The organism is Spirosoma luteum DSM 19990, assembly GCF_000374065.1.
Classification (GTDB): domain Bacteria; phylum Bacteroidota; class Bacteroidia; order Cytophagales; family Spirosomataceae; genus Spirosoma; species Spirosoma luteum.
This window is the reverse complement of the sequence record NZ_KB893301.1, coordinates 93,670-120,662: the sequence shown is the minus strand read 5'-3', so window position 1 is coordinate 120,662 and position 26,993 is coordinate 93,670. Positions and strand designations below refer to the sequence as shown.

The window sequence follows — 26,993 nt, the reverse complement described above, 5'->3', positions numbered from 1 at the left end:
TTGAAATCAGCTGGTAGTACGAATATACGTATTAGCCTGATCATCTTCACCATTGGTATACCCGTTCCCCGGCGTCGAATCAGAATCGGGCTGATCGGTGGCCATAATCTGGGATTTGTTGATGAACGTACCACTACCGGTTACCTGAACAATAAAGGTCAGACTGGCGGATTGCCCGACGGGTATCTGACCAATCGTCCCATTCACCGACGATCCACTGGCGGTCATGCCCGACGGGGAAGCAACAAACTGAAGACCAGCCGGCAGCACATCTGTCAACATCACGTTGGTAGCAGCCAGACTACCCCGATTCTGTACCGTGAGCGTAATAGTAAGGGATTCTCCTGGTTTTACAACCAGCCTGCTAAGTTGTACGGAAAGGCTTAGATCGGCCTTGTCTGGTTCGGGCACAGGTTGATTCAACTGAACGGGCGGCAATGGCCCCTGGTTAGGATTTGGCGACATGTACACATTCCCCGACGTTACGGTTGTCCGCAAATCAGTCTGCGTCTCGTCTTCCTCTCCGTTAGCCGTGCCGTTGTTCAGCGTCACACCTGGGATGGGGTTAACACTGGCTGTCAGCTCGGCAGTAGGAAAATAGGCTCCTTCCGCCGTCAGGCGGGCAGTATATTGCCGGGTTACCGTCCCACCAGCATTAATATTGCCGACGCTGCCACTCACTGTGTTATTCAACGCCGACAGGCCGCTGGCAGAAACAAAGGAGACATTGGGGGGCAAACGGCTCTGAATGCTTATGGGACCCACATCGCAGCCACCTTTGTTGTGTACCGTTAACCAGAAGCTTACTGTATCGTTCACGGCCACAATACGTCGGGCTGTTTGCATACTCAGGCCCAACTCCGCCGGAGCCAGATTAATTGTTCTCGAAACCACATCTGATATACAACCGTAAACCGGATTCCGGGTTTGTAGTGTATAGGCCCCCGGCGTGGTAACCAATATGGATTGGGCGGAAGAGCCGGTACTCCAACTGTTCGCTCCGGCATAAGACGAGGTTAGGGTCAGACCCGTACTCTGGCAAATAGACGATGTACCGTTATCCGTCGCTATTGTTGGCGTTCCGGGCTGAACGTTACCAGGCACTACTATGGCGGGCGGGAAGTATATTTTGTTCTGCGCATTTCTCAGCCTTGCCGAGTAAGTTCCTGCTCCACCCGTCACACTATTGTTGGTGCTACCCGTATTCCAGCTGTACTGGAATCCACCGGGTTGGGTAAGCAATAGCTGATTAGCGGTCGCACAGGCAATGGTAGCAATCGGCTGTGTTTCGGCAAGGTAAGGCGTGATGGTGGACAGGTAGGTATCGCTAATAGCCGAAGCCCAGGCCTGTCCTGCTTTCGCCTGGCCGGAAGGCGAAAAGTGCAACTGATCGGGTCGGTCATCCAGCGAGTTGATATTGTCAAGATCAGGCCCCTGGAAAGCCAAATAATTGGGCGTACCAATAACTCGAAGCTGAGCCGCCCGGATGTTATCAAAAGGATGGGTAACGTATGAGGATAAAGCGACGATAGTAGCCAGATTTGGTTTATTGGACTCAGACCGCAGTTTGTCGATAACTCCGGAATAATACTTCGCGGTAGAATCGGTGGAATTATCGCGGTCGTTTTCTCCGTGTTGTATCAATACAGCCCGCAACCCCGTAGTAGGCACGTACAGGTTCATTAGGTTACGTACATTGGCAAAGGGCATCCGCAGGTCGTAGCGAACAAATGAATGCTGAAAGGGAATATTATAGGCTGCCCAGTACGTTTGCTGCATATTTGTTCCACCGAATCCGGCATTATACAGCAGCACCGGCACATTGATTCGCTGTACGAGTGCATCGCCCATTGGTCCCCATAACCAGGATACACTGGCAAACGGCGACATCCCGCTGTTAGTCAGGAGTTTGCTGAACGCCAGCCCCGGCAGATAACGGGTATCGGCCGTGTTGAGGTAATTTTGAAAATCGCTGCTGCTCTGGTCGAGGGCTACAATGGTAACCCGGTCATCACTCGGTCCGCTGGTAGTCGGGCATCTATCTGTTCCGTTAACGTAACAGGAAGAACCCTGCGCGTTGGAGTGGCCCATGATGGCAAATACCTCCCCCACCCCAAATCGGTCCACCACATCCGATACCACTACGCCCCCTCCGCTCAATCCTCGCACTTCCAGCTGATACCAGCCCCCCCGCACCGTTAGCGAGCCGTTGAATTGCCCGTTTGTAGGATTATTCTGCAAAGGTGCCCAGTCCGTTGATGTTCCCTGACCCGCTACCCGCGCTACCACCCGTGCTTCAATAGATTCCAGTGGTTGAGAATAGCTGCCAGCAATCTGTACCGTTGCCTGGTTACTGTTATTACGCTGGACAACCAACCGGCTAACAGGAAATGTAATTTTAAGTTGCGCTTTCGCCTGCCAGGTACATAGAAGACTACCTATAAAGGTCAAAAGCAACACTGCGTTCGCTCTCACTATCATGCTATATATTATTTCGGCGTAGGATAATTTTTAGCTATAAATACGTATATCGATCAAGCAAGAATCATGCTTGCGTGTATTATTTCACTAGTATCAGTAGTAATAAAAGTAATATCGGGATAAAAAGGGGTAAAATAGTATAAATAACAGAAACATTAAATTTTAATATAGCGTAGCCACCACACGGCAGCCAGGCGCCTATAGCATTCATTTTTAGGCCTGCACTAACCCAGTAGCTACCGAATGCCGGCGAGCCTCGGCACTGTGGGCAAAATAACAGCAAGCTACCCCCGCAGCTTCTATGGTAGCTACTATCTTTTCCGTACGCGTTTTATTGGGTGCGTAAATTTGTCGAATATACACGCAGCGAATCTGTTCGGGAAACTGCGCTACTACCCGTGCATAAATAACGGGGTCCTGCTGCGAATCGTCACCCAGCAGGACAAACTGCCGGGTTGGATATAAGCCGATAATCTGTTCTATCCGGTCAAATTTAGTATGGTGTTTCCCTCTGCCTGTTTTAAGCAACTCGGTCAGGCGTTTGAGCGGGCTAAGCCGGTACACACCCTCCGGCAACCCGTTTTTTTGAGAAAACTCCAGAATATAGCTATACAGATTCCATTCACTGCTGGATACGTAAAAAAATGGATTAAGTGCCTGCGTATTGGATCCGGCTTCGGCCAGAAGCTTGTAATGAGCCACTACGCCGTCAAAAGGCTTTCGACTGTGGGCATTCTCGGTCAGGAGCACCTGTAATCGCTTGGTAATGGTTGAGGAGTGCGAAATCAGGAATGTATCGTCAATATCCGAAATGCAGATAAACGGCGTTGGGTCCGGTATTAACACTTTCCCCTCATCCTCGGCAAGTAGTAGTTCAGGCGTAATTGTCTGCGACACGACCCGTGCTTTTATGCGGTGCCAGCCGGGAGGCAAAGGTTCCGTCAAAGTTAGCGTAATGGCAAAGTAACCGTTGGAATCCGCCTTCGTTTCAATGACCTGCTCACCAAAATACACCTTTACTAAGGCATTGGGATAGGGCTTTACCAAAAAAAGGCGCAGCACGGCCAGCAGATTAACGATATCGATATTACGGTATTGATTTCGGGCCAGAGCACTACGTTTGAATACATGCCCGTCAATCAGTAGTTGGGTATCGTTGCCAAATCCCCGGTATACACGCACCACCGGCTGATCACTCAGTCGCAGTTTTGCCAGGAAAAATCGTTTTATTCTATCCTTTAAGCTGGTTTTTTGTTTATCCATTACTGACGGGTTGCTGAGGTTTCGTAAGGTTAAAGACTCCTATCATTTACAACTTTTAATTCTCTTATAAGTTGACTTTTTTATTCGCCATCAACCCGGCTTCGGGTGGTACAGACAAAACCCGGTGGGAAACGGGTATCCGTACTTTCTTTGCTGATTCGCCCCATCAGTTTCACCTGTTTCATCTCAACGGAGAAACCGACGAGCAGACCCTGCCCCAGCAGATTAAGCAGTATAAACCAGACCGGGTAGTAGCCGTAGGGGGTGATGGCACCATAAAGATTGTAGCTACCTGCCTGCTCGATACCGGCATTCCACTGGGCGTACTACCGGCTGGCTCGGCCAACGGTATGGCCCGTGAACTGGAGATTCCTACCGACGTTGACGGTAGTCTGGCGGTTCTGGTAGACGGGGAAACCAGGCCGACCGACGTGGTACTCATCAATGGTGATGATATCTGCCTGCACCTGAGCGATATAGGGCTGAACGCCCAGTTGGTACAGCACTACGAAAAAAATAACCTGCGTGGCAAACTGGGCTATCTTCGGAGTGTCGTTAACGTATTAAAAAAACGTCGGCTATTGCGGATATCCATTACCATCGGTGACACCTGTGTGGAACGGGCGGCCCTCATGGTAGTACTGGCCAACGCCCGGATGTACGGTACCGGAGCCGTTATCAATCCGGACGGCTCTCCCTTCGATGGTCACTTTGAAGTCGTTATTTTCCGTCGGCTGTCAGTGTGGGAGATTGTAAAGTTGTTCTGGCAGTATAAACCTTTCGATCCCCGGAATGTCGAAATTTTCCCGGCCACATCTATCACCATTGAAACACACCGGAAAGTGTATTTTCAGGTAGATGGTGAGTACCGGGGTAAAGTGAACCAGATAAAAGCAGCTATCAAACCGGGAGCTCTGCTGATGGTACTACCAAAGTCGGCATCAATAGTGCCTGGCAGTACAACCGAAGAATTGGCCGACAATTCAGTTAAGCATTAACCGCTATACGGATACGTTGTGGCTCGCTATACACGTTGAACCGGTCATTACGAACAAAACCCGCCAGTGTTATCCGGGCTTCCTGAGCCATCTGTACCGCCAGACTCGACGGAGCACCTACGGCGGCTACGAACGGCACACCTGCCATCCAGCTTTTCTGCACCAGTTCTACGCCAATCCGGCCACTCAGAAAGACACCAGCTTTGCTAAGAGGCAACCAGTTGTGCCAGAAAGCCGCACCAATCAATTTATCCAGGGCGTTGTGCCGACCAATATCTTCGCGCACCAGCAACAGTTTCCCTTGCGCATCGAACAAAGCAGCCGCATGAATACCGCCCGTGTGGGCAAAGGCCGGCTGGGATTCCCGAACCCGCTCCGGCAGGGTATGCAACACCGACGACCAGAGGCTAAGCTCCGATAAAACAGGGCCGGGTGTGAGCGACCGTACCGCTTCGATAGAGGTTTTGCCGCACAACCCACAACTGGACGACGTAAACGTGTTGCGCTCCAGCCGCGCCCAGTCGACGGCCACAGTTGGCTGGAGTTCAACCCGGATAACATTGCCTTCTTTTTCAGCGTCCTGTACACAATGCCGGCACGACAACACATCGGCGGGCAGGCGAATGATCCCTTCAGTGAACAGGAAGCCCAGCGCCAGTTCTTCATCGTGGCCGGGTGTTCGCATCGTGACCGATACGGCCCGTTGCTGGCGGTCGTTCAGCGAGCCAAAGCCCAGACGAATTTCGAGGGGTTCTTCAACGGCCAGCAGGTCCGGTGCTTCACGCTGGCTGTTACCGGAAACTTTCTGAATGGTGACGGGGGCAACAAGAGACATACAGAAAAACGTTTCACAAAGAACAGGTAACAGAAGCAGAAAGTTATCAGCCCGGATGTGACCTTACGGAAGAATCAGAAGTTAATAGAGGCCGATGCTTTCAGCGCAAACGAATTGAGGGGTATGTTGTTTGGGCCACCATCCAGGTAATTGAGCCGGTGAATGGCCTGAATACGAATGAGTTTGAAGATATTATCAATACCATAACCTACTTCGACATACGGCTTATTTTTGTCGAGGGCACCAAAGTAAATGGGCCTGGTACCACTTGGCAACATCCTCCGGGAAGCTACTTCCTGATTCTCGTCGGATAAACTCCCCCATAAGGCATCTACGTTGGCAATCAATCGCCAGTTGAGCTTTCGAATAAGGGGCAGGCGGTTAAATAATAACCCTTCGAACTTATGCTGTACGTGAACAGCCACAAAACGGTCGCTCACGAACTCATAAAACTGCATCCGGTTAAAGGTATTGACCGTGAGCAGCGGGGTGGGGTTACCAATGTGCGGAAACAGCATGGGAGCAGGCATTATATCGGGCGTGTATCCTGCCGACAGCAGGTAGGTCATCCGACCAAGGGTGCCAATTCGCAGCGACTGCTGTGCCCGCAGGGTAATCCGGCGGTAATTGAAATCACTACCCAGGGATTTCATACCCTGGGTGTACCGTATGGTTAAAACAGGCGCGCGTTTAGTACCAAGTGTAATGCGGTTATTCCCCTCCATAACGTACTTTTCCTTCCGGGCGAGTCGCGCTTCAAACGACCAGTAAGCATCATTGATATAGGAAGCGAGGGTAGACTGGTCACCCAATTCGGGCTCTAGCCGGTAGCGGAAGGGAAATAGCGGGTCGAACGTACGACTCCCGAGTGTGGCCGTCAGCAACACCCCTTTTATCGGTTCTGCTTTAACATAAGCTTCTTTCTGGTAGCTCTGATACGCTCCCCGATACCGGCCAAAACGGCTCAGAGCATAAAAAATCCGGTTACCCCCAATTAATTCGGGGGTTAGCCCCAGTCGTTCCAGATCATTGGCTATCCGCACACCCGCTACCGTCCAGTGCTGCCGGGAGAACAGGTAACTCAGTTCACCACCGTATTTGAACTGCCCATCCAATGTACCATACGCCAGATAACCCTGTAGTATCCAGTTACGGCTAAAGTCATCGTTGGTCCGAAAACCAATGCGGGTTCGTAGTCCTTCCACACTGTTCACGGCAAACAGGTACGGATACGGCCCTAGATCAAATCCGCCCGCTTTGTAAAAACCCGTTACCAATATCTGCCCGACTGCTTCTGCTTTTTTTACCGCTGGTACTGACCGTAGTTTAGCGATCACCTCACGGGTTTTTAAATCCTCTTTGCTCAATGAATCGGAACCGGCCAGGTTGCGCTGAATGGAATGCCAGAAAGCCTCATTCTCGGTAGCCACTGTATCACTCAGTTCAACGGCCTGCTCATAAAAACCTGGCGGGTGCGGTCGGTTCACAATAATGTTGTCGTTGCGGAGTGTTACCTGCGCCCGCATTCCCAGCGATTGCTTACCCACGCCCGTCAGGTTGGCCGATAGCCGGATACTGATGGGTAACCAGCCGGCAGTAACCCCCTTGCCCGAGGAAGAGTCGATGGTCGATTCCAGTTCCTGTTCAATGGTCAGAGACCGGACGTAATTCAGATTGGCTCCACTGCCAATACGGGTTTCGATCTGGCAGAGCGCAAAGGAGGTAGTGTCGATCCACGCTTTGCCAATGAACGCAAGGTCCTCCTTACGCTTGGGTTCGAACTGGATTTCATAGCAGACATGGTCACCAATCTGGGTCGTATCGGCCAGAAAAAATTCGTACCAGCTTTTCCAGTTATCACCAACGGGCGAGGCAAAATCTTTACCCAGAATGGGAATGTAATTGTCATAGAAATTCTGGCTTACCAGGTTAGTACCGCCCAGCAACTGCGAACTCAGCCCGGCATCATCAACTGCCACCCCTCTAATCCGCGTTTTCCGAATATCCTCCCGTTTGCGGTCGGGACTGTCTCTGAAATAATACCGCGACACCGATTCGGAAGCCAGCAACGGCAATAACTTATGACCCTCATCGTCCACAATAGAGTCATATTTACTCATCGCCCTGTTGATACTTTTGATGAGCGGATTCTTACGCATCCGGTCTGAAACGTGACTGAGGGCAATATCAGTTTTCACATAACTGTCGTACTCGTAGGCAGCCAGTCGTTTACGGTCATTCAGATTCCTGTTTTTACGAAGTTGCCGGAGTACACGCCAGGCAGGGTTTTCACCAGCCCGAACCGTTACCTCCTGCAGGGCCATCCCGCCTGATTTAAGTTTAAAATCGACCGCCTGGGTAATTCGTTCTGGATCGATAGCCAGCCGAAGTGTTTTATAGCCCATTGAGCTAACAGCCAGAGAGTCAGATAACAGCTTCACGGTCAGCGAATAACGCCCCAATTCGTCGGCCATGGTACCATTCTTTTTACCAACGAGGGAAACACTGGCAAACGGGATTGGATCACCTGTATTCGCATCGGTAACCAGACCGGTAACGGTATAGGTAGTTTGGGCATATGTACTGCTACCCAGGATGATAAAAATGAAGAAGAAAGCGAACAAGCGCAGCAGACGGTTCATAGTACTAATTACGGTCTGCTAAATTAAGTAAATATTTGCCCATTAGTGTACCTTAATTGTGTAAAGTAATATAAGTAAAGTACTAATCAGCAGAAATTTACTAATGAGTGTTTTTACTCACTCCAAAATCTTTAGCCAACCAGCCAGATTCGGTCCGTTTCGGCCCCCTGCTCCGTCCATTCAACCAGCACCTGCTGTGATTCGAGCGTGTTGACCCGCTTGCCGGTATAATCCGGTTTGATGGGTAAATCGCGGTTATAACGCCGGTCGATCAGCACAACGAGTTCTACTTTCCGGGGGCGTCCGAAGGCGGTCATGGCGTCTAGGGCGGCCCGAACCATACGGCCCGTTGCCAACACATCGTCGATCAGGATTACCCGTTTATTTTCAATAATAAAGGGAACGTTGGTTGTATTGGCCCGCAGCGGGCTATCGCGCCGACGGAAATCGTCCCGGTAAAACGTGGCATCCAGATAGCCAAGCGGCACCGTTTGGCCCAAAGCCCGATTCAGTTCCCGCGCCACACGTTCGGCAAAGTAAATACCCCGTGGCTGCATGCCCAGAATGACAGTATCGGAGAAGTCCTGATATGTTTCGATCAATTGTTGTGCCAGTCGGCTAATGACAATCTCGAGCAGCGGGCTGGACAGAATCAGACGTTTTTGGTTCATGACGTAAAAATAGCAGGTAAGTTCATTGGCTGTTTACCAGATACGGTGTAATACACTGCGGTGATAGTAGATAAGCCCCGTTTACAGGTTTGGTACGCGTGGTAATTGATGGTCTTGTTCACCACCCCGGCCGGACATAATAGCTACTGACTAGCCACACATCTTTTATACTTATCGCTACCCGTGCCTAAGGTGCATCCGTTTAAAGCTAAATAAACCGCTGTCTAGTAAACTGTTATACATTTCATAAATTATTTACCGCCATTAAACCATCTGGCAAGGTAATTGTCCAATTTTAAGCTCAACAACACTATCGACTTACTATACCTTGCAGGATTAATCATGCGTCAGTTACTGCTCATCGTTATTCTCATTATAGGCTCCTTTGCTTCTTTCGCAGGATATTGCGCAATATTGATTGATTGGATACAGGACTTGAGTAGTGGAGTTTATGCCAACAACAGATTGGAAGCTGTTTTGGAAACAGCGGCCCTGTTTCTATATACGTACATGGCAGTTCGCTTTATGAAAAGTAAGCTGAACCCTTAACACGCTGCCTTTATCAGCCCTCGATGCAATCAGCAAAAACAAAATGATAGTCGGCAACCCAAACCGATTTAGTTTTTTTGAGTTATCCCTGTAGTATATCTACTTTGACGATACACACATGGAAAACGTAAATCAGGATGCGATGCTCAATAAAAGCCCGCAACCAGTCCGACCCGATACGGGCGACACAGCCCAGGTACCCGACGACAGTGTGATGCTCAGTGAAGACTATAACCCAACTGATTTGGCGGGCGAGGTGGATAGTGGGCCGGATGGTGTTGGTATAGCATCGGGCAGCCCAACAATGGAGCAGGATACCAATAACTACGGCAACGGGGATTCTCTGGGCAACAACGATGGTACCGAATCCGACCCAACCTTAACGGACAGGGTGTAGTAGCCCGTTCAAATTCCGCACGTCTGCCGCACCAGATCGAGCCAGATGGCCCGGCCTTCACAGTTCCAGTGGGTGTCACTTTTGAGATAAGGCGATACCGGACTCTGCTCAAACGCCCGATAGGTATCAATAGTTGGCACCGTTAGACGCGGGTTGTCCTGAACCCGTTCGATCAGGTGGTTGTAGTCATCCCGTTCCTTTTCCAGCAAGGTAGCTTTGTTCGGAATGATGGATAAATAGACGGCATCGAAACCCAGTTTCCGATAACGGCCTGCCACCGAATTGACACTGTCGACCAGAGCGTTTATTTCCGCATCCGGTATCGGTACAAATGATGAGTTCAGAGGCTTTTTCGGATTTGTATCGCTGTTCAGGAACAGATGTTGACGGTTTTTCGATAAACTGACACTCGCGTATGTCCGGTCAAACCAGTCTAGTGTTAGGCTGGCTTTCAGTTCCTTGAACCAAAACGCCCAATCCTGACTAAACAGGGCTGATTCAAGCCGCTCTTCTACATCAGTCCAGTGAATCTCAAGGCTAAGCCGCTGGAATAGCGTTGGGTTGGCGGCAGGATGCCGGGTTGTATCCTGCTCGACAATAAATTCCTGGCTGGGTCGGCTAAGATGCTCCCGAAAATGACGCTCGACGGATTCGATCAGCAGTATATTCCGCTTTGTTGAGTCCAGCTGAATCCGTTGCTGATTATCCCAGCCCACGCGCCGATAATAACTGACCCGAAAGTCGTCTTTACTCAGGCGCTGTGGCTCCGAGAAGCTATCGCCAATCAGGTACAGGTGCGTAGACGCTGAATCGCTCGCCCGGTTGGAAGGCGAACAAACAGGCTGTGCCACTTTGAACTGGTTTAGAGCCGAGAGCCGGTATAAATCGCCATACCGATAATCGTCCGCAATAACGCCGGTACGATAAAGCCAGCGCGATACGGTGGTGGATAAACCGCCTGCCCACAAAGTGAGGGCCAGGGCCAAAATGATATAGCGAAGAAAGTGCATTAGCATAAAATCAAATTCCACTACCGCAACCGAACACTAAATAACTCAACGGCCTGCTGAGCTCCACTCAGCACGTATAATTCATTAGTGCGCTCATCAAATTGCAGTGCTACCGGAAAATCACTCGGAATGGGTCGGTCATTCAGGATGCGCCCGTCCAGACCATACAGCATGGTAAAGTTACCGGATTGAACACTGATTAACTCGACCCCCGCCCCCAGCCGATGATACCGAACCGTATTACGGCCCGACTGCAATGCCCGAACGTCGAACAGGCGTTGACCCCGCTGATCCAGCACCGTTACTTCCGTATCCGACGTTCGAAGCAACAGCCAGTTCGTTTGATCTTCGTCCGGAATGAGTCTGAATAAGCCACGCCGTACGGGCCGGTACAGTTGGGTTCGTTTGGCAATCAGGCCGTTGCTGTTAATGGAAAAAAGCTGCCCCTCATCGGCAATGGTCTGAATCATTGACTGACCCGCCGGTAATAATGCCGGCCCGGCAAACCTAATTTCGGGTTGTTCTTCATTTTGCCGCTCAATTCGGGTTGGGAAATGCGGATACTGTGTTCCATTCTCCCGCCAGTGATTCAGGGTGCCGTCCGTCTGGATGGCCAGCACATCCATTCCATTCGGCGTTGTAATAACCTGAAAAGGTAACTGCAGCGGCCCTTTGTGCGGAGCAGTCATCAGGCGAACGAACGTTCGGCGCTGCCTGTCGAGGGCGTATATGTGTCCCTCTTTGTGAGCTACCAGTGCAACCAGATTTCGTTGCTGACTACCCCGTGGTCGTGCCAGATAGGATGGATCAATGCCTTTGGGTAGCGGAATGGCTTGTAAGGCCACCTCCTTTTTGATGCGTACGGGGTCGGCAATGTACAGCGTCCGGTCGGTCATGAACAGGTATTGCAATCGGCCATTGTTCAGAAAATCGACCCCAAGGGCGTTGCTGCGTATGGGCCCATCCGTACTGTTCTGCACCAGTTTATCGCCAGCGGGTGTGACCAGCACAAACTCACTGGCGTTGTTCTGAACGTAAAACTGGGCCGAACTATCACTCAGGTTTCCCGTTACGATGGGAGCCGAAATCAGCGGGGCGTTAAATTCCGTCTTCTTCCGCAGCAGTACTTTGTTCAGCACTGCCCGGCTGGCCCGCGTTGTGGTACGTCCCAGTATGACCGTCGACTGAATATTTTTGTTACCGTAGCTGGCCTGATAAGCCATATTTTCCAGATTTGACAGGGAAGGGCTGCCGGTAGCCAGATCAATCTGATCGAGCAGATTCTGCCAGGCTAACGGCCAACTGACGGGTATAGTCGTCTGACCCCGTTGTAACCGGGCGAAGGCGGTGAAATTGGCCGGACGCAGCGTCGCATTCAGTAACTCGGCCTGCCGTTCGTCGGCATTCCAGACGGCTCCCCGTGCCATTTGCTGCAAATAATCCTGCATTGTTTCTTCACTGTTCGTAACAATCAGTGCAGGGCCATGTTGGGTAATCCAGCTTTGGGGGAAGCCCGAAAACAGGCTGCTGAGGAGGGATGCCGGTAACTCCGGTACATTGAGTCGCAGTATTTTGTGGCCCAGATAGTTTTTTGGTGCGTCGGGTGCTTTAGCCCCCGCCCGGAAAGCTACCTGCTGATACGCATTAGCCAGTAACCGGCCGTTCCTGGTGGTCAGGATCAACACCTGACGGGGACCACCCGTAGCCGATTCCAGACGGCACAATAAAATATCACTGGCCAGCGTCTCATAAAGCGCTTTGGTTTCCGGTTTAATCTGACTAAACCGGTCACGCAGGAAGTCGCTGGAAGCCGACCCCAGCAACGTGCTGAGTGACTGCCCGAAACGCGGAGCATCGCTAATGCTGATGTGGTACAGCGTGGCCGTCGTCTGCGGAATCAGCTCCGGATGCTGAATCCGCTGGGGAGTTTGATTGGCAAACAAGGCCGCTACATCGCGCCGGGCACCAATCTGATCCACCGAATAACCAATGAGGTGAGAACGGGATGCCGAATACCGGAATTGCAGGTTCAGTTCTTCGGGTAAGAACAATCTTACCAGTGACCCAACATCGCTAAACAGGGATTGCAATACATCGGGCCGTACGGATAACCCAGCTATATGGTCGGCATCCATGCGAAAGTTGTGCACTTTTTGCGTCAGTTTCAGGGACTGATGCATCCGTTTCGCTACGTTCTCAATCAGAATACCCGATACGCTGCCAACCAGGAAATGGTCTGTCAGGATAAAAGACCCCACCGGATCATTGGCCCGGTTCACCAGATCAAGAATCTTCTCTCCCGAAAATGTATGGTTCAGAACGCGGTACTGGCGAGGGTCGGGGTTGGTTACCCGATTGATAAATGATTGATCTTTATCAGAAATGGGAATATAAAAGATAAAGTCGAGGGTAGTTTTGGAAATGGAGTGTAACGAGTACCGAACATCCCGACCAGAGATAAATTCAAGTACCGTGGCCGTGTCGGCCGTTGCGTACAGGAATCGGTCGAGCCGCTGACGGGCTTCATCGAAGATTGGTATCTGCCGCAGGGAAATTTCCCTGCGCAGTGTCCGGGCCGAAACGGTATCCTGCAAACGGTCACTGGTCAGTACCAGCAAAGCCCCCGGCGGCATCAGCGAATCGACAGTGCGGCCGACCGGAAACAATTGCCGGTAAAAAAACCAGCCTGCTACCAGCAAAGCCACTGCGCCAATACCAATCCAGAGACGTTTATTCATATAAAAGTAGTAAGTGAATAAGTTATAAAGTAGTAAGTGGCTGACGCACAAATATCGGTGTCGCGTCAGCCACTTACTACTTTATAACTTACAACTTATTTATTTCCCCCACATCGCGTTGGCGGTTTCCGGGAAAGGCATCGTAACCTCAGGGACGTTGGCCGCCACCCGGTTTGCCCACTCCACGCCCTGCATCAGGGAATGATCCTGATTACTGACTTCGTATTTCCAGGCTCCAAACCGCCCCCGCGAATAAATGCCAAATGGCTCCAGTTTAGGCAGAACGGCCTTCAGAATACCATCCCGCTCTACCGAAGGGGTTGGATACCCATAATCGAAAGCCATGTGAAAGGTTGAAACAACATCATCGGCTGATTCGATAAGCTGATCTTCTATCAAAGCCTTTATTGTATCCTGAATCAATGTTTCGCGGTTGACCGGCTTGGCCGATGACTCACTCGTTTCAGTCATCAATGACCAGTTCTGGTTGATGTCCGGCACGTTGTTCGGGCTGTAGTTCGAGAATACCGTTACCCGATAATAGGGGCTGTTATATTCTGGAAAATACATCCAGCACATAGTTTCCAGGCTTGGCTTGGGTTTTCCTTTTAACCCAATGCCAACTACATTGGTGGACGAGTGTTTTAGTCCCTGTGCCGTTTGTACCGTTTCAGAATCCAGGCCTTCCACCTTTTGCGTAAACAGATCGAGGGGTACAGTACTCATCAGGTATTCGTACTGAATGTCGGTACCATCGGCCAGCCTGATTTTTTTCTCGGGGCCAATCACGCTTTCGACAGTGGCGTTTAGCTTTACGTACTCCCGGCCAATGAGGTCGCCTACGGCTTCCCAAATGCCACCGGTACCGCCCTGCTTAGGAAATTTAAACGTGCTATTGGGCCCCCAAGAAAAATCATCCTGATCAAAAATGATGTTTTTAGTGACCCGCTGTAAGTCGGTAACCGCTACCCGTTCGCCCACCCACACGGCGTTCATATCCTCGGGTGGATAAGCCCACACTTTAAAGTTGTACGGAAACATGAACGTATCGGCCAGACCCTGGCCGAACGTGGCTAAAATCCACTCGCGGAAATTGGCTGGTTTTACATTAGTGGGAAACTTGTAGTTATGGATAATCCCTTCCAGGCATTTCCACATCGTTTCGGGAGACAAATATTTGATGTTGTTCTGAAACGGGTAAGGGACGAAGCGGTTTTCGATCCAGACCCACGATTCGCGCTGGTGACTGAGCCAGCCATCTTCTCCCAATGCCTTAAGCATCAGGTCGTCGAAGTAGTTGTAGTGAGAAAACTGGACGTGGCCACCCACATCCCAGGTAAACCCTTTTTCGTCCACAAAACTACGGGACAGGCCCCCAATACGGTTTTCTTTTTCTAAAACGATGAAGTCGGTAATACCTAACTCTTTCAGCCGGTAAGCAGCTCCCAGACCTGTTGGACCGGAGCCAATAATAACATATTTATACTTCATTGCTGAGTGATTAGTTCGAGGTTTGTTGTTTATCGTTGGCTAGCGACAAACAACAAACCTCGAACTAGTATTTATGCCGTTACGGGCTCTGGTTTTCTAAGTGCTTTGACTTTGCCAGCCAGTTCAAAACGGAACTGAGCCAGTTCTTTAAAACTCTGGAAGCAAACTTCCAGCAGCTTCCACTTCAGGATAGATACCGTTCCCGTTAGCCGCTCCTTGTGGGTAATTGGGATATCGAACGTATTGAAGCCCGCTTTTTTTGCCATAACAGCCAGGAAAATATTGGGCGCAAAGGGATTCGGGCTCGGTAGTTGCGCCAGTAGTTTCCGGAGGAACGAACCCCGGATAAGACGGAACGGGATATTACTATCCATGATGTGCGTTCCGTAGATTAGCGTAATGCTCCACCGCAGAATTCGGGTAATTATCAATCGGGCAAAGGCATCGTACCGCTCTTCCCGATAGCCCAGAATAAACGGAGAATCATTGCGTCTGGCCCACAACCGGGCAAAATCGTCGGTAACAAACTGGTCATCACTATCAGTCTGGAACACATATTCCGAGTCCAGCGCAACGGCCTGCCGATACCCGTTTACGACGGCATTTCCATGACCACCATTCGGCTGATGAACAACCATCAGTTTTGGATACCGACTTTTGATCTCATCCAGAATTTGCCCGGTTTTATCTTTAGAGCCATCATTAACGACAATCAGTCGGGTATTCTCGCCAGGAAATTGACGGGTCAATAAATCAGTCCACTGCTTAACAACAGTTTCGATTACTTCTTCTTCATTGTAAGCTGGCATTACAATGGACAGCATAAGGCTCATTCAGTGTACTTTAGGAGATTGACAATGCCCTTCGTTTGTCAACAGGTTTGAAATAGATTAGGCTAATTAATCAACAAATTGATCGTACGTATTACTACTGCAAATATAAGGAAATTGTTAGCCGGTACACGCCTTAACGTATCATGACCTTATCGTGTGGTCAATACAGTATTAACAGCCGGGGCCGATACAGGCTACATTCGCTGGTCAGTAAGAGAACCGATCTTTAAGTGAATTGATTGGTTTTTCGATCAAAAACCAGGAAATTGTAGCCAACAGAATAGTCAGTAAAACAAAAAATGAAAACTGAAAAAAATACGTACTGTTCAGCACCGGCAAGTGGTTTGTCAGCCAGTTCCAGGAGCGCACCGTAAAATGGGTGGGTTTCGTATGGTAGACGTTGAAGACAAAGTTATGGTATAGGTACAACCCGTAGCTGATACGCCCCATGTACTGACTGACGGGATTTTCGAGTATCCATTTCATGACTCCGCCAAAACCCAGCACTGCCCGTCCAATCAGGAAAAAACCAAACAGCGAAGCCGCCAGCCGCTCCCATACATCAGACATTACATTATGATACCCGCGTGGCGAGTCGATGGAAATCCAGTGATTCAGAATGCCAACGCCAATAAAGAGTAATAGGCTGAGCCAAACCCATATGGACGAGCGAAAGAACCGGTCAAACCGGTCGCGCTGGTAAAGCCAGCCATACGCCATGAGCGCACCCAGCCCGAAAGCGTCCAGACAGGTTGGGGTTGAGACGTATCCGATGAACCAGGGCATCTGTGCCCGATACAGCACGTAACGCATCGCCACGCTACCAATAATCATCAGAAAGGCCGTGAGGGGAACAAACCGGCGCGGCACAAAGAATAATAACAGGGGTAAAAACATGTACACCTGCTCCTCCACCGCCAGCGACCAGAGATGATCCACGGTACCCATCCAGGTATGTTTGAGGGCAATGTAAATATTAGTACCGTAGAGAGCCAGCCAAGCAAATTTTTCCCGTACAGGCGGCTCATTGACCAGTGCCAGTATAATCAGGGTGAGGTAATAGACGGGGAAAATCCGAATAGTACGGCGGATGTAAAACGTCTTAAGGTACTTGCCCAGGCCGCCCGGAACGCCGTATCGCCCCGGCTGATTACTGAGTTTATCCTTGCTGGATAGCAGGATGCGGGTAATCAAAAAACCACTGAGTACAAAGAAGATGGTTACGCCCAAGGCACCCAATGCGCCCACCGGCAGCGCAATTCGCTCCATAGTCCAGTGATCGAACAGTACCAGGGCAACGGCAATGAATCGAACTCCGTCCAGCTGAATCAGGTGGTTCAGGGCCGGGCGGGTAGGCTTCACGAATTGGGTTATTGGCTGCATAGCGTTGATAATCAAACGAAGGGCAAAGTTACCAGTTCGTTTTGGTGGTTGTGCCGGGTTCCCCCGCCGACTGAATAGTTTGGTTGGTTGGATGCAGGCTTACCCCGTTATCCGAAACGCTCAGCACTAAAAGCTGGTAGACGCCCGCATCTAATTCAACCGGTAAGATCATAGCCCTAAAACCGGCGGTAAAAAGCGTAGAGGGGTTGAAAATGGCCGTCCGAATGGAGCCTTTATTCTGGCGTACCGGAAACAGATACGTCCGCTTCGCGGAGCGGGCTACTATGAAGTTCCCGGCATTTACCAGTCCCTGAGCCGGGATAGTTGTACTTAACACCTCGTACCCCTCCGGCGTTTTACGCACCTGCACCGCTATTGGAGACTGGCGGGTCGGGCCATAAATAGTGGGTGTAGCTGAGTTAACAAAAGAGAGAGCCAATGATGTATAACGGTCAGAAATCGAGTCCCGGCTAACGGCCGGACCATTGCTGCTGTGCGTCCAGTTGAACTGATTGGTTAGCGACCATTGCCGCCACCAAATAGCATCCCCCAGGTAGGTGAGGTATGAACCGGCCGTTAGCACACCACCAACCAGTAAACCACCCATCAGCACCCATTTTTTTACAAAAGTCCCGGACTCACTGACCAGATAGGTGTACAAAACGGTCATCAACAGCAGCGAGTACAATTTGTACCGACTGGTAATGAGGGTATTAAAACCAAATCCGGTGCGGGTCCAGGCTACTACGGCACTGGTACCAATGAGGAAAGCAACCGCGCCCAGAAAGAAGAAATCGAGCGAAGACAGTGGTCTGCGGTTCAGGTATTTCCGGCCTATAGTAAGGCATATAGCCAATACCAGTAGTAGGCAAACTCCCCCCAGCACTACGCACAAACCAACTACCGGCCCAACCGGAATTGCCTCCGCGGCCGAGCCATTGAACGCCAGCCAGCCCTTTATTAGTTCAAGAAATGAACTGCGTAACGGTGGGTTACCGGGTGGTTTCTGGTAACCCCAGAAATAGAGCACAAATGCCAGAATAGCTCCAGAAATCCATATCAATAAGGCACTACGTTCTTTTTTACCGGCAAATCCGGTGCGTAACAGCAACATGCCGAACCCAACGGGCCATACCAGCAGTCCATTACCACTGGTGAGCGTCGCGGCCAATGCTAGCACCAGAGCCAACCCTGTTTTGTTGGTATAGGCAAGCACATAAATTGCCAGGAACACCCAGAGCATGACCGTAAAATTCTGCAAAGCGGCCATGCCCCAGAACATGTTTTCCCACTGTGAGAGATTCAGCAATAGAAATGCCACCGGGGGAAGATAAACCAACCCCATCCGCCAGTTTACTCCTGCCCCACGGATAAAGGCACTACCCGGTGCCTGCTGACTCAACACCCGTCCGAAAACGGCTACTAGTCCCAGCAGACTCAGGTTGCCGATAAACATAAGATGGACAAAATTCAGCTTTCCCGTCAGTTGGTAATCGAGCCAGGCAATCAGCCGGTCATACACAATCCGATGTTCGTTGTGCTGCTTAACGAACTGATAAATTTTGCCTGAAAAAGAGGTTTCTTCGTCGAGAGCGAACAGAAAAAAACGCAGCACGTGATCGTCCCATTTGGGTACGTTAGTGGCATATAGACCCCACACGTACCAAAACAGGCCAATTGGAATCAGCAACAGGAAAGTGGCAATCCATAGTCGGTATGAACCGGAACGGGTCTGTCGTGATTGTCGCGTATTGGATAGCGTTACCAATGGATTCAGTACTAGTTCGTAAACGAGGCCAACTGACGGGCAATATTGACGGGGTCCAGCCCTGATAGTTGCTGGTGATATTTCTGATCGCCGTACAGGCCGTTCGGGTAGCCCTGCGCCGTCAGGCTCACAAAATGACTGGGCGATGCGCCATCGGTCAGTAGCTTAACGGACAATTGCTGAGCCAATCCACCGATTGACACGTGTTCTTCCACTACCAGCATTGGCTTACCCGCCCAGCGATGGGCCAGCCCGGAGGGCAGGTCAAGCGGGAGGTTGGTAGCCGTAAACACGTCGAACTGCCCCGTCAGCAACTCATCGTTCAGGGCAGTCAGCACATTGGCGGCCACCGGCCCCAACGCTATAACGGTACCAATGGAAGCGTCACTACGTACAATGTGTTTGAACGAGCCATACATCTCGGCACCGTCGGGGGTATTGGGGCCCGCGCCCAAACGCAGGTACGTTGGCCGCCCCTCCGCCACAATCTGATCGAGCATTGGACCCACCTCATCCGCAAAAGCCGGGATGTAGGTATTCACGTTCTGTAAACTGCTCAGACAGGCCAGATCTTCGATAGCGTGGTGGGTACTTCCCATGATGCCATAGCCGTAACCACCCCCGTTACCGACCAGAAAAACCGGCATGTTGTGCAGGCACACGTCGTTTCGAAATTGCTCCAGACACCGATACACTACAAACGGGGCAATGCTGTAGCAAAATACTTTGTACCCTTTGTAGGCCATGCCAGCAGCCACACCCACCATATTCTGCTCGGCCACACCCGCATTGATGAAACGCGGCCCCAGCGCATCAACCACGTTTTCCAGGGCATTATAGCCTAGGTCACCGGTGATGAATACTACTTTATCGTCTTCCCGCCCGATTTTCTCGATGGCGGCTGAAAATTCTTTTCGCATAGTAGTGGCAGACCGGAGTCCGTTTCTCTATTTACTTACTTTTTCGCTGTTCAATCATGGTACTGATCTCAGCAGAAGTCTTGTATACCCGATCCCCTTTGCGAACCATGGTCCGTATAAATTTCGGACGTTTTTTAGTTTCTTCAAAAATCTTGCTGATATACTCGCCAAGAAACGAGATACCCAGCAAGTTAATACCGCCAAAAAACATGACCAGAATAATAACGGTCGATGTACCGTAGGGCGTATTAGGGTCAAAATTGAAGAACCGGGCAAAAATCTGCCAAGCAATGCCCAGCATTGAGAGGCCTGTCAGTACAAAACCGGCGTAGGTCATCAATTCCAGCGGGGCGAAGCTAAACGAGAAAATGGCTTTTTTGGCCCACCATATATTCTTGGTCCAGTTGTTCGTGGAAACGCCGAACATGCGCTCCGGCCTGACGTAGTCCACACCCGTTTGTTTGAATCCCACCCAGGCCCGCAATCCCCGCAGAAACTGCTCCGTTTCGGGCAGATTAACGAGTTCGCGTACCACCTTGCGGTCAATAATAGAGAAATCACCCGCATCGACCGGGATGTCGATGTAGGCAGTTCGTTTGAACAGGCGGTAAAACTGTTTGTAGAAAAAGTGAACGTGGGGCGGCATTTCGCGCTGTACCCGAACGCCGTATACCACATCAAAACCCTGTTGCCATTTTTCGTAAAACTGCGGAATTACCTCGGGAGGGTCCTGCAAATCGCCATCCATAAGCACTACGGCATCACCCGTAGAAATTTCCATGCCGCTCAGGAATGCGGACTGCGAACCGAAATTCCGGGAGTGCTTGATGGCAATAACGTTCGGATCTCTGGCGCAAATCTCGTTCAGTACTTCGTCGGTATTATCGGGGGAGTTATCGTTAACGAAAATGATTTCGTACCGCACTTTCAGCTCATTGAACGTTTTCACCAGCCGCTCATACATGTATGGGATAGCCTGCGCATCCCGATAACAGGCAATGATGGGCGATATGACCGGGTTAAGCGAGGGGGTCTGAAAAGCGGGGATAACCCGGCTCTCGTACTGGTTGGTTATCTGCCAGTCGGCCGTTCGGCGCAGCCCATCGCTGAGGGATGTCCGGGCTTTCCAGCCCAGGTCGGCTTCAGCGGCTGTGGGGTCGCCATACCAGTCGGACAGGTCCCAGTTCCGGTTGGTCATGCTGCCCCAGACCGGTTCCTGCGTTACCCCAAACGTTTGTCGGGCTACCCCGGCCAGCTCGCGCATGGTCGTCCGTTTACCCGTTGCAATGTTGTATGAACGCCCCCGAATGGTGGGGTTGACCCGCAACGCGGCCTGCACAAAGGCATCGATACAGTCATCCACATACACAAAATCACGGCTGATATCGGGCGACACAAGCGGAGGCCACTGCCCTTTACGGGTTTCTTCAACGAGTCGGGGAATCAGCCGGTCGGGTTCCTCCCAGCCACCATAGATCGAATAAAGCCGCAGATTAAGTGTATTCAGCTGGTGCATTTTAGCGTAATACTCCAGCGTATAAGCCGCCGATACTTTCGACACGGCATAATGGCTGTTCGGCTCGACCCGGTCTGTTTCCTTCGGAGCAGTACAGTTGAATCCGTACTCCGAACTACTCCCGGCATGGATATATACCATATCGGGCGTGCAGTTTTCGAGGATGTTCACGGTACCCAACACGTTGGTCTCATACGTCAGAACAACATTCTTCTGCTTGCTATACGCACCATAGGCAGCCAGATTAAATATAGTTCGGGGCTTTATTTTCTCGAACACATCCTGCACTGACGCATCCGATAGAATATCGCAGTGAATAATATTTTCGGCAGGTACATCCAGTAACTTAAGCCGCCAGGCCTTCGTAGCATCATGGGTGAGCGCATATACATCAGCCGTTCCGGTAATCTGGCGGACGCGAAAAAGCTGCTCAAAAAGATTAGCGCCGATAAAGCCACTGGCTCCAAATACGACGATTGGGCCAGCAAGCTGCAAAGGATCAGCGGGTGCCACAGGGGGAGTAGACGAATTCATTCAGGCCGCAAATTACGGCAAAAGACGGATATGCCCGCCACAACGGGGAGTTTTATAGGGATTGGTACAACAGGTCAATCACCAATCAGGCAGGATGTGGCTGAAAATACCGCTCACTAACCTCCGTATGCGCCTGCTCGTACTGGGCTTCCGTCATGGGCAGGTAATGCCATTCGAGCCGGTTTTCCATGTACGAAACGCCTTTGCCTTTGATTGTTTTGGCAATCAGCAGTTTAGGTTTCCCATTGGCATTGGCCGTCAACCGGTCAACGGTCGCTACCAGTTCGCTAATATCATGACCATCCACCACTTCTGTATCGAAACCAATAGCATTCCAGGTTTTCACATCGGCCGTATCACCCATCACATCGACTGTCTGACCAAAGCCCTGCAACCCGTTTTTATCAATCAACACAATGAGGTTATCCAGCCCATGCTGGATAGCAAAGTGGGCGGCCTCCCAGGTAGTACCTTCGTTGGTTTCGCCATCCGACATCAGCACAAACACGCGGGAATCATCACCCATTAGTTTCCCCGCCTGGGCAATGCCGGTACCAATGGGCAGCCCATGCCCCAGCGACCCGGTAGCAAAAGGAATTCCCAGATGCTGCTTGGGTGCCGGGTGAGCCGGTAACGAGGTACCATTCAGGTAGTATGTGGCCAGGGTCTCGTCCGAAATCTCGCCGAGGTAGTTCAGGCAGGTATACAGCGAAGCGGCCGCGTGACCCTTGGAAAGCAGAAACGTATCCTGTTCCCGTTTACGTAACACGAGCGTTGCAATCATCAGGTCGATGCAACTGAGCGAACAGCCGATATGCCCGGCATGAGCCTGGTTGTACATACTCAGTAATTTAAGTCTGAGTTGCCCCTGAAGCGTTTTTATATCCGTTATATCTGTAATTAAATTCATAGTTGGCTGATGCTAACGGGCTAATCAATGTAGGGATAAGTTGCCCCTCTGAAATCAAAAATAGTGGTTTTTTCGCCTGAATTCCCTTTTACCAGTATAATATGGTTGGGTTCTACCGCATAATAGGCCGGGCTGTTGCCAATGTCGCCCCGGATGTTGGCGTCAATAAAATCGTTGATCGTCTTGGGCTTCCAGTACTCAGCGGGGGTAAAGTAGGGCTTGCTGAACACATCTTTCTGATTGGAGCCTTCCAGCACTACACTCTGGCTGATGAGCTGCGTCGACTTTCCGTCGAAAAAAATACCGTAGGTACCAACCCGGTACAGACGAAGACCCAGAGCGAGTACCAGTAAAGAAGCCAGCAAAAACAATGTATTACGCGACAAAGGAGCAGACATCAGGGCAAAACTACGTGCAAAATCCGGGTTCTCATAGTTTCAGGATTGTGAATTCTACCCGCCGGTTTAGTTTGCGTTTCTCCTCGTTGGTGTTGCTGGCAACGGGTTTGCTGGGTCCCCAGGCTTTGGTCTGAATGCGGCTTTCGGTTACCCCTTTTGCCATCATGTACTCTTTCACTACCCGAACCCGATCTTCCGAGAGTTTCATGTTAAGGTCCCATTCGCCTTGGTTATCGGTGTGCCCCTCCACCAGCAACTCCATGGTTGGGTATTTGTCCAGCATCGCCACTACCTGGTCCAGTTCGGCGTTGGCTCCCGGCTCCAGTTCATACTGACTTTGCTGAAACAGTACCTCGCGCATGGTAATTTTCTGACCAGGTTCAATTTTCACTAAAAGCAGGGTACGCCGAATATCCCGAAACCGTTTGTCTTTACTCAGGTCGAGCACTTCGCTGGTAGTGAAGTAACCTTCTTTTTTTGCTTTCAGCGTATAGGCTTTTTGCGTGGGCAAAATCATCGTAAACCCGCCGGTTTCGGGGTTATAGTCAACAGTGGAGACATCCGTACTGTCGCCAAGAATTTCGGATATCACTTCCGAAGCTATTGGTTTTTTACTCTTTGAATCCAGCACCTGCCCCGATATGATGGCTACCGGATCGGGTTTGATGGCAGGATACAGTTTCAATCGAAAAATGTCATCTTCTCCCAGCGAACCGGCGCGAGAACTCAGATAGGCATAATCGCCCGAGGCCGGAATGGTAAAATAACCATCCCACTCGTCGGTATTGATGGAAGGCCCAAGGTTTTCGGGCTCACTCCAGTTACCCCAGGAGTCATCCAGCCGCCGACTAACGAAAATATCCCCGTTGCCATAACCCGCATGGCCGGCCGAGGTGAAATAAAGCGTTCGACTGTCGGCCGCCAGAAAGGGCGAGCTTTCAAATTCGGCCGTGTTGATCACATTACCCAGGGATACGGGTTCCGTCCAGCTATTGTCCGGTTTTTGCAGCGACACGTACAAATCGCGGTTACCCCGGGTATCTTTCCGCTGAACGGCCAGGATAATAGCCCGCCCGTCGGGCGAAACACAAAATTCCAGTTGGTTTTTTTCGTGCAGGTTGTAGTTATTAGCTATGCGGCACTCCACCGGTTGCGACCAGCCCGCTTTGGTCCGGATGGATTTTGAAATCCCGAACGACATGCCCCCGTCGGGTCGGTACACGTTGATAAGGTAGGCAGTGCGCCCATCGGGTGCCATGCCGCTGATGGCATTGTCGCCCGCATTGTTGATAGGTGGGCCAATATTGACGGCTTCACTCCAGTCAGACTCACTCCCGTTAGCCACCGACTGCCGCGTGGAGTACCAGACGTCCTGCCGGTCGGAGGCTCCGATGTTAGCCTTGTTAAAATTCCGGGTGAAGTACAGTGTCCGGCCATCGGGTGAAATAACGGGGGCTACCTCCTGCCCGGCGGAATTGACGGTTTTGCCCAGGTTTTCTTTCTGAATTTCTTTAGGTGTCTCCTTCGACAGATTGATTCCTACGGCTACGGGGGTTTTTTCTTCCGAAATACCAATGGCATCGATCTGGTTCATTCCCTTCAGGGCGGCCCCGTTCATAACAACCTTGATTCGGGAACAGCGGTAATCACTTTCTTTGGGAAATATACGGAGTAGCGGATCGGTGCGGGGCTGAGTGCCCGGTGCTTCGTAAACGACATGCTCGGTGCTTTTATCATCGGTTACAATAACCTTAACAACGGCTCCCGGATTTACATTTTCGGCTATAATAATTTGCCGGGCATACATGGGTTGATCAAACCCTACCTGAATCCATTCATCAGCCGTTCCATCGGCATAAAAGGGTGCCCAGGCGCAGGGGCTTTCGCCCATTTCGGGCACTTTACTGGGTCGGCCCAAAGCCTGTGATGCACCGAATTGTTCGCCGGTAGGCTCTCCCTTTTTCTCTGACGAAACGCCCATTACGCGGCCTGCCCACTGTATGCGGGGTAGCTCCAGTTTAGTGCGAATGCCCGTTTCCGATTGCGGAGTCGTTGTTTGCGCCTGACTTCTTGAAGTGGTCATTACACTGATGATCCCCGTCAAAATGATCCAAAATCGCATAAACAGTGAAGCGTGAGTATAAATTATATACGGAATGTGTAGAGAATTAGTTGTCAATTTTAACGATAAGTTACGGGCCTATCGTGCCAGCTGGTGAGAAAACTTAATTCGTCAGTACCCGATATTCCCAGGGTTTGAGCGTAGCAGTCATTTCGGATTTCAATTCGATGGGCTGATGACTGAATATCTCAGTGTACATACCCGTAAAGCCATCACCTATCAGATGTACCGTTTGCGCGTGGTCGCTTAGATTAAGTAACACAACGACCCGGTCACTATCGCGCTGCCGGTAAAAAGCGTACACTGTATCGTCATGATCGGTACTGATTTTTATTGCCTTACCCCCGGCCAGTCCGTTCCATAACGCCCGGTTTCGGTGCTTTAAGGTAAGCAGGGTCTTGAAGAAATCACTTTTGGCATAGTTTCCCCAGGCAATGGTATCCGGTTCAAAAAAGGACATCCGCTTAGTCAGGTTGGACTCCATACCATTATATACCAGTGGCATCCCTTCCAGCGTACAGCTCAGCACCATAAACGCGTCGGCACCGGGTCCGAACGTTTCCGTTACCGTACCATTGTTGGTATTTTCGTCATGATTCTGCGTAAACAGCATCTGGTAGTACCAAATAGGAAAGCGCTGCTGGTTCACTTCCCGCACAGAGTCGATCTTGTCGGCGGTTTGAAGCCCTTTCGCAACGGCCTTCATGATCGTATGCATCGTCCAGCTATAATTCATATTGAAACAGCTTTTGAACTGATCCGCTTCATTTTCCCATTCGGAGAGCATAAAAACCGTCTTGATTTTGTCTAACTCAGGGCGTAATTCTGCCCAGAAGTCATTTGACACAAAACCGCCCATATTGCACCGATACCCATCCACGTCCGTTTCCTTCACCCAGTACTGCATGGTGCTGATCATAGCCCGTCGCATGTCGGGGTTATTGTAATCAAGGGCCACAACGTCCTTCCAGTTGGTCGACTTATTGGTTTGCGGATCAATAGGGGCAATCATACGTCCGTTCTCCTGAAGGTACCAGTCGGGATGGGCATCCACCCATACGTGATCGCGGCCCGTGTGGCTGGCCACCCAATCAAGTAGAACGTGCAGACCCAGCGCGTGTGCCCGGTTAACGAGCGCCTTAAAATCGGCGAGTGTACCATAAGCCGCATTCACTTTATCGTAGTCAGCAATGGCGTACAAACTGCCCAAGGTACCCTGTTTATTTTCCTGACTAAGGGGAAATATAGGCATCAGCCAGATAATATCGATCCCCATTTCTTTCAGGCGTGGCAACTCTTCTTCAATTGCTTTGAAACTACCCTGTGGGGAAAATTGCCGCGTATTGACCTCGTAAATAGTCGCATTTTTGGCCCATTCGGGAGCAGGGGGAGCGGCCAGCGCAACGGTATCCGAGGAGGACTCTGATCGGGTTTGCTGGGTATCGCGACAGGCCGTTGCCAGTATCAGGGCACTAAGGAAAACGACCAGATATACTTTATTCATGAACGGAGGGCTACAGATTCAAATGGACCA

Annotated in this window: 18 protein-coding genes and 1 pseudogene; 2 read left to right on the top strand and 17 right to left on the bottom strand. The window is 50.7% G+C overall.

Annotation, left to right across the window (positions count from 1 at the left end; translation table 11 throughout):
• Positions 1-6 precede the first annotated feature (6 nt).
• A complete protein-coding gene (locus tag B156_RS0125225; RefSeq protein ID WP_018622582.1) occupies positions 7-2,460 on the bottom strand; it encodes a sialate O-acetylesterase in 2,454 nt (817 codons plus the stop codon).
• Positions 2,461-2,694: 234 nt separating this feature from the next.
• Positions 2,695-3,744 (bottom strand): App1 family protein phosphatidate phosphatase, encoded by a 1,050-nt coding sequence (locus tag B156_RS0125220; RefSeq protein ID WP_018622581.1) that lies wholly within the window; start codon positions 3,742-3,744, stop codon positions 2,695-2,697.
• Between the two features lie 71 nt (positions 3,745-3,815).
• Here B156_RS0125220 and B156_RS0125215 point away from each other — a divergent pair, with 71 nt between their 5' ends.
• Positions 3,816-4,742 carry a diacylglycerol/lipid kinase family protein gene (locus B156_RS0125215; protein WP_018622580.1) on the top strand — a complete coding sequence of 309 codons (927 nt, stop codon included), beginning with the start codon at positions 3,816-3,818 and terminating at the stop codon, positions 4,740-4,742.
• On the opposite strand, the gene fdhD is transcribed toward B156_RS0125215, so the two are convergent.
• The 3 genes from fdhD to pyrR form a co-directional block, all read right to left on the bottom strand.
• Complete coding sequence (gene fdhD, locus B156_RS0125210) at positions 4,732-5,577, bottom strand: formate dehydrogenase accessory sulfurtransferase FdhD (protein WP_018622579.1); 846 nt, start codon at positions 5,575-5,577, stop codon at positions 4,732-4,734. The genes B156_RS0125215 and fdhD overlap by 11 nt on opposite strands.
• 74 nt (positions 5,578-5,651) lie before the next feature.
• Positions 5,652-8,219: a DUF5686 and carboxypeptidase-like regulatory domain-containing protein gene (locus B156_RS0125205; RefSeq protein WP_018622578.1), complete on the bottom strand. Its 2,568-nt coding sequence runs from the start codon at positions 8,217-8,219 to the stop codon at positions 5,652-5,654.
• A gap of 131 nt (positions 8,220-8,350) precedes the next feature.
• The gene (pyrR, locus tag B156_RS0125200; RefSeq protein ID WP_018622577.1) at positions 8,351-8,890 is read right to left on the bottom strand and encodes a bifunctional pyr operon transcriptional regulator/uracil phosphoribosyltransferase PyrR; all 540 of its coding nucleotides are present in this window, start codon (positions 8,888-8,890) and stop codon (positions 8,351-8,353) included.
• Between the two features lie 667 nt (positions 8,891-9,557).
• Here pyrR and B156_RS0125190 point away from each other — a divergent pair.
• Positions 9,558-9,836, top strand: coding sequence for a hypothetical protein (locus B156_RS0125190; protein ID WP_018622575.1), 279 nt, complete (start codon positions 9,558-9,560; stop codon positions 9,834-9,836).
• Between the two features lie 8 nt (positions 9,837-9,844).
• Here the strand turns inward: B156_RS0125190 and B156_RS0125185 are convergent, their stop codons facing one another.
• From B156_RS0125185 to B156_RS0125130, 12 genes and pseudogenes are all read right to left on the bottom strand, one after another.
• Positions 9,845-10,846 carry a hypothetical protein gene (locus B156_RS0125185; RefSeq protein ID WP_040586351.1) on the bottom strand — a complete coding sequence of 334 codons (1,002 nt, stop codon included), beginning with the start codon at positions 10,844-10,846 and terminating at the stop codon, positions 9,845-9,847.
• Positions 10,847-10,866: 20 nt separating this feature from the next.
• Positions 10,867-13,584 carry a hypothetical protein gene (locus B156_RS0125180; RefSeq protein WP_018622573.1) on the bottom strand — a complete coding sequence of 906 codons (2,718 nt, stop codon included), beginning with the start codon at positions 13,582-13,584 and terminating at the stop codon, positions 10,867-10,869.
• Between the two features lie 99 nt (positions 13,585-13,683).
• A complete protein-coding gene (locus tag B156_RS0125175; protein WP_018622572.1) occupies positions 13,684-15,075 on the bottom strand; it encodes a protoporphyrinogen/coproporphyrinogen oxidase in 1,392 nt (463 codons plus the stop codon).
• 71 nt (positions 15,076-15,146) lie between these two features.
• Complete coding sequence (locus tag B156_RS0125170; protein ID WP_018622571.1) at positions 15,147-15,908, bottom strand: glycosyltransferase family 2 protein; 762 nt, start codon at positions 15,906-15,908, stop codon at positions 15,147-15,149.
• 207 nt (positions 15,909-16,115) lie between these two features.
• Entirely contained in the window at positions 16,116-17,291 is a 1,176-nt protein-coding gene (locus B156_RS0125165; protein ID WP_026261053.1) for an acyltransferase family protein, read from the bottom strand.
• A gap of 28 nt (positions 17,292-17,319) precedes the next feature.
• Positions 17,320-19,059, bottom strand: coding sequence for a hypothetical protein (locus B156_RS0125160; protein ID WP_084757873.1), 1,740 nt, complete (start codon positions 19,057-19,059; stop codon positions 17,320-17,322).
• An 11-nt stretch (positions 19,060-19,070) separates the two neighbouring features.
• Positions 19,071-19,979, bottom strand: a complete 909-nt coding sequence (locus B156_RS0125155) for a transketolase family protein (protein WP_018622568.1) — start codon at positions 19,977-19,979, stop codon at positions 19,071-19,073.
• A gap of 31 nt (positions 19,980-20,010) precedes the next feature.
• Entirely contained in the window at positions 20,011-22,029 is a 2,019-nt protein-coding gene (locus B156_RS0125150) for an NAD-dependent epimerase/dehydratase family protein (RefSeq protein ID WP_018622567.1), read from the bottom strand.
• An 85-nt stretch (positions 22,030-22,114) separates the two neighbouring features.
• The gene (locus B156_RS0125145) at positions 22,115-22,939 is read right to left on the bottom strand and encodes a transketolase (protein WP_018622566.1); all 825 of its coding nucleotides are present in this window, start codon (positions 22,937-22,939) and stop codon (positions 22,115-22,117) included.
• A gap of 113 nt (positions 22,940-23,052) precedes the next feature.
• A pseudogene (locus B156_RS0125140) lies at positions 23,053-23,337 on the bottom strand (glycosyltransferase family 39 protein); the annotation flags it as partial.
• Positions 23,338-23,368: 31 nt separating this feature from the next.
• Positions 23,369-25,459 (bottom strand): OmpA family protein, encoded by a 2,091-nt coding sequence (locus B156_RS0125135; RefSeq protein WP_018622563.1) that lies wholly within the window; start codon positions 25,457-25,459, stop codon positions 23,369-23,371.
• 103 nt (positions 25,460-25,562) lie between these two features.
• A complete protein-coding gene (locus B156_RS0125130) occupies positions 25,563-26,963 on the bottom strand; it encodes an alpha-amylase family glycosyl hydrolase (protein WP_018622561.1) in 1,401 nt (466 codons plus the stop codon).
• Between the last annotated feature and the right edge of the window lie 30 nt (positions 26,964-26,993).